Raw genomic sequence first — 3,030 nt, 5'->3', positions numbered from 1 at the left:
GTTTGTTCCTTGAAAACCGAATATTGAAATATTAAATCTATTATATCAAGTTTGCAAAACGATATAACAAGACATCCGAGGGATCTTGCAGAGATGTAAGATCAAACAAGCAAAACGAAACAAAACCTAAAGTAACATCACGCTAGATGTGAAAAGCTTTTGAATAAGCAATTAGGTCAAGCTAAAAAGAGCGCAGGGTGGATGCCTTGGCACTAAGAGCCGATGAAAGACGTGATAAGCTGCGATAAGCTACGGGGAGGAGCACATATCCATTGATCCGTAGATTTCTGAATGGGGAAACCCGGCTGAGCATACCTCAGTCACCGTGCACTGAATCCATAGGTGTACGGAGGGAACCCGGTGAACTGAAACATCTAAGTAGCCGGAGGAAGAGAAAGAAAACTCGATTTTCAAAGTAGCGGCGAGCGAAATGGAAAGAGCCCAAACCGGAGTGCGTGCACTCCGGGGTTCGGACTGCATTTATGACTTCTGACTGTAGCGGAACGGTTCTGGAAAGACCGGCCAGAGAGGGTGAGAGCCCCGTAGGCGAAACGGAAAGAAGCAGAGCAGGATCCAGAGTACCACGAGACACGAGAAACCTTGTGGGAATAAGCGGGGACCACCCCGTAAGGCTAAATACTCCTTAGTGACCGATAGAGCAGAGTACTGTGAAGGAAAGGTGAAAAGGACCCCGGGAGGGGAGTGAAAGAGAACCTGAAACCCTGTGTTTACAAACTGTGGAAGTACCATACGAGTACAACCGCGTACTTTTTGTAGAACGGTCCGGCGAGTTACGTTTACTGGCGAGGTTAAGCACTTAAGGTGCGGAGCCGAAGGGATACCAAGTCTTAACAGGGCGTAAAGTCAGTGTACGTAGACCCGAAACCGGGTGATCTACCCATGTCCAGGCTGAAGTTGCCGTAAAAGGCAATGGAGGGCCGAACGCACATCCGTTGAAAAGGGTGGCGATGAGGTGTGGGTAGGGGAGAAATTCCAATCGAACCCGGAGATAGCTGGTTCTCCTCGAAATAGCTTTAGGGCTAGCCTCGTGTTAACCTTGTGGAGGTAGAGCACTGAATATCCTAGGGGGCGTCAAAGTCTACCGAAGATTATCAAACTCCGAATGCCATAAAGGTGATGCACGGGAGTCAGACTGCACGAGATAAGTTGGGTGGTCAAAAGGGAAAGAGCCCAGACCTACAGCTAAGGTCCCAAAGTGCGTGTTAAGTGGAAAAGGATGTGGGATTTCGAAGACAACTAGGATGTTGGCTCAGAAGCAGCCATACATTCAAAGAGTGCGTAATAGCTCACTAGTCGAGAGGTCCTGCGCCGAAAATGTCCGGGGCTAAAACACGACACCGAAGCTTAGGAATGTAGATGAACCTTTGGTTCTATATACATTGGTAGAGGAGCATTGTTAGCGCAGCGAAGCTGTACCGATAAGGAGCAGTGGAGTGCTAAGAAGAGAGAATGCCGGAATGAGTAGCGAGAGGAAGGTGAGAATCCTTCCGGCCGAATATCCAAGGTTTCCAGAGTAAAGCTGATCTGCTCTGGGTAAGTCGGGGCCTAAGGCGAGGTCGAAAGACGTAGTCGATGGATAACAGGTGGAGATTCCTGTACTATGTGTACCCAGAACTGTGGGGACGCATGTGGAGAGCATGAGCCGGGAAAGAGAAAACCGGTACAAGCGGGGTAGGAGTAAGGACAGCAAATCTTCCTTACAATCCGAAGACGTGATGTGGACCGAACCAAAGTAGGGAAGCGTGTGAGCCATGTGCCAAGAAAAGCCGCTATTGTGATACACATACCCGTACCGTAAACCGACACAGGTGGATGAGGAGAGAATCCTAAGGCCGACGGAAGAAGCATTGTTAAGGAACTCGGCAAAATGACCCCGTAACTTCGGGAGAAGGGGTGCCCTGTGAAAGCAGGGCCGCAGAGAATAGGCTCAAGCAACTGTTTAGCAAAAACACAGGTCTATGCGAAACCGAAAGGTGAGGTATATGGGCTGACGCCTGCCCGGTGCTGGAAGGTTAAGAGGAGAAGTCAGGCAACGAAGCTTCGAATTTAAGCCCCAGTAAACGGCGGCCGTAACTATAACGGTCCTAAGGTAGCGAAATTCCTTGTCGGGTAAGTTCCGACCCGCACGAAAGGCGTAATGATTTGAGCACTGTCTCGACAATGCATCCGGTGAAATTGAAGTACCAGTGAAGATGCTGGTTACCTGCGCCAGGACGGAAAGACCCCATGGAGCTTTACTCCAGCTTGATACTGGGATTCGATACTGTATGTACAGGATAGGTGGGAGACGTTGAACATAGAACGCCAGTTTTATGTGAGTCGCTGTTGGGATACCACCCTTGCAGTATTGGATTTCTAACCTGCACCCATGACCTGGGTGGGGGACAATGTCTGGCGGGGAGTTTGACTGGGGCGGTCGCCTCCGAAAGGGTATCGGAGGCGCTCAAAGGTTCCCTCAGAATGGTTGGAAACCATTCGAAGAGTGCAAAGGCAGAAGGGAGCTTGACTGTGACACCGACGGGTGGAACAGGTACGAAAGTAGGACTTAGTGATCCGGTGGTATAAAGTGGGATTGCCATCGCTCAACGGATAAAAGCTACCCTGGGGATAACAGGCTTATCACTCCCAAGAGTTCACATCGACGGAGTGGTTTGGCACCTCGATGTCGGCTCATCGCATCCTGGGGCTGTAGCAGGTCCCAAGGGTTGGGCTGTTCGCCCATTAAAGCGGTACGCGAGCTGGGTTCAGAACGTCGTGAGACAGTTCGGTCCCTATCCGGCGCAGGCGGAGGATATTTGAGAGGAGCTGTCCTTAGTACGAGAGGACCGGGATGGACGGACCACTGGTGTATCTGTTGGCTATCAGAGCCATGGCAGAGTAGCCAAGTCCGGCAGGGATAAACGCTGAAGGCATCTAAGCGTGAAGCCCCCCTCAAGATGAGATATCCCTCAGAAATGAGTAAGACCCCTTGAAGACTACGAGGTAGATAGGAATGAGGTGTAAGCACAG

Annotated in this window: 1 rRNA gene; it reads left to right on the top strand. The window is 50.6% G+C overall.

Annotated features, from left to right (window positions below):
• Positions 1–174 precede the first annotated feature (174 nt).
• Positions 175–3,030: ribosomal RNA gene (locus tag FYJ59_RS13735) — 23S ribosomal RNA — on the top strand; the annotation flags it as partial.

Source organism: Waltera intestinalis (genome assembly GCF_009695995.1).
Classification (GTDB): domain Bacteria; phylum Bacillota; class Clostridia; order Lachnospirales; family Lachnospiraceae; genus Acetatifactor; species Acetatifactor intestinalis.
Note: the sequence above shows the minus strand (reverse complement) of the source record. Positions and strands in the feature narration are given on the sequence as shown.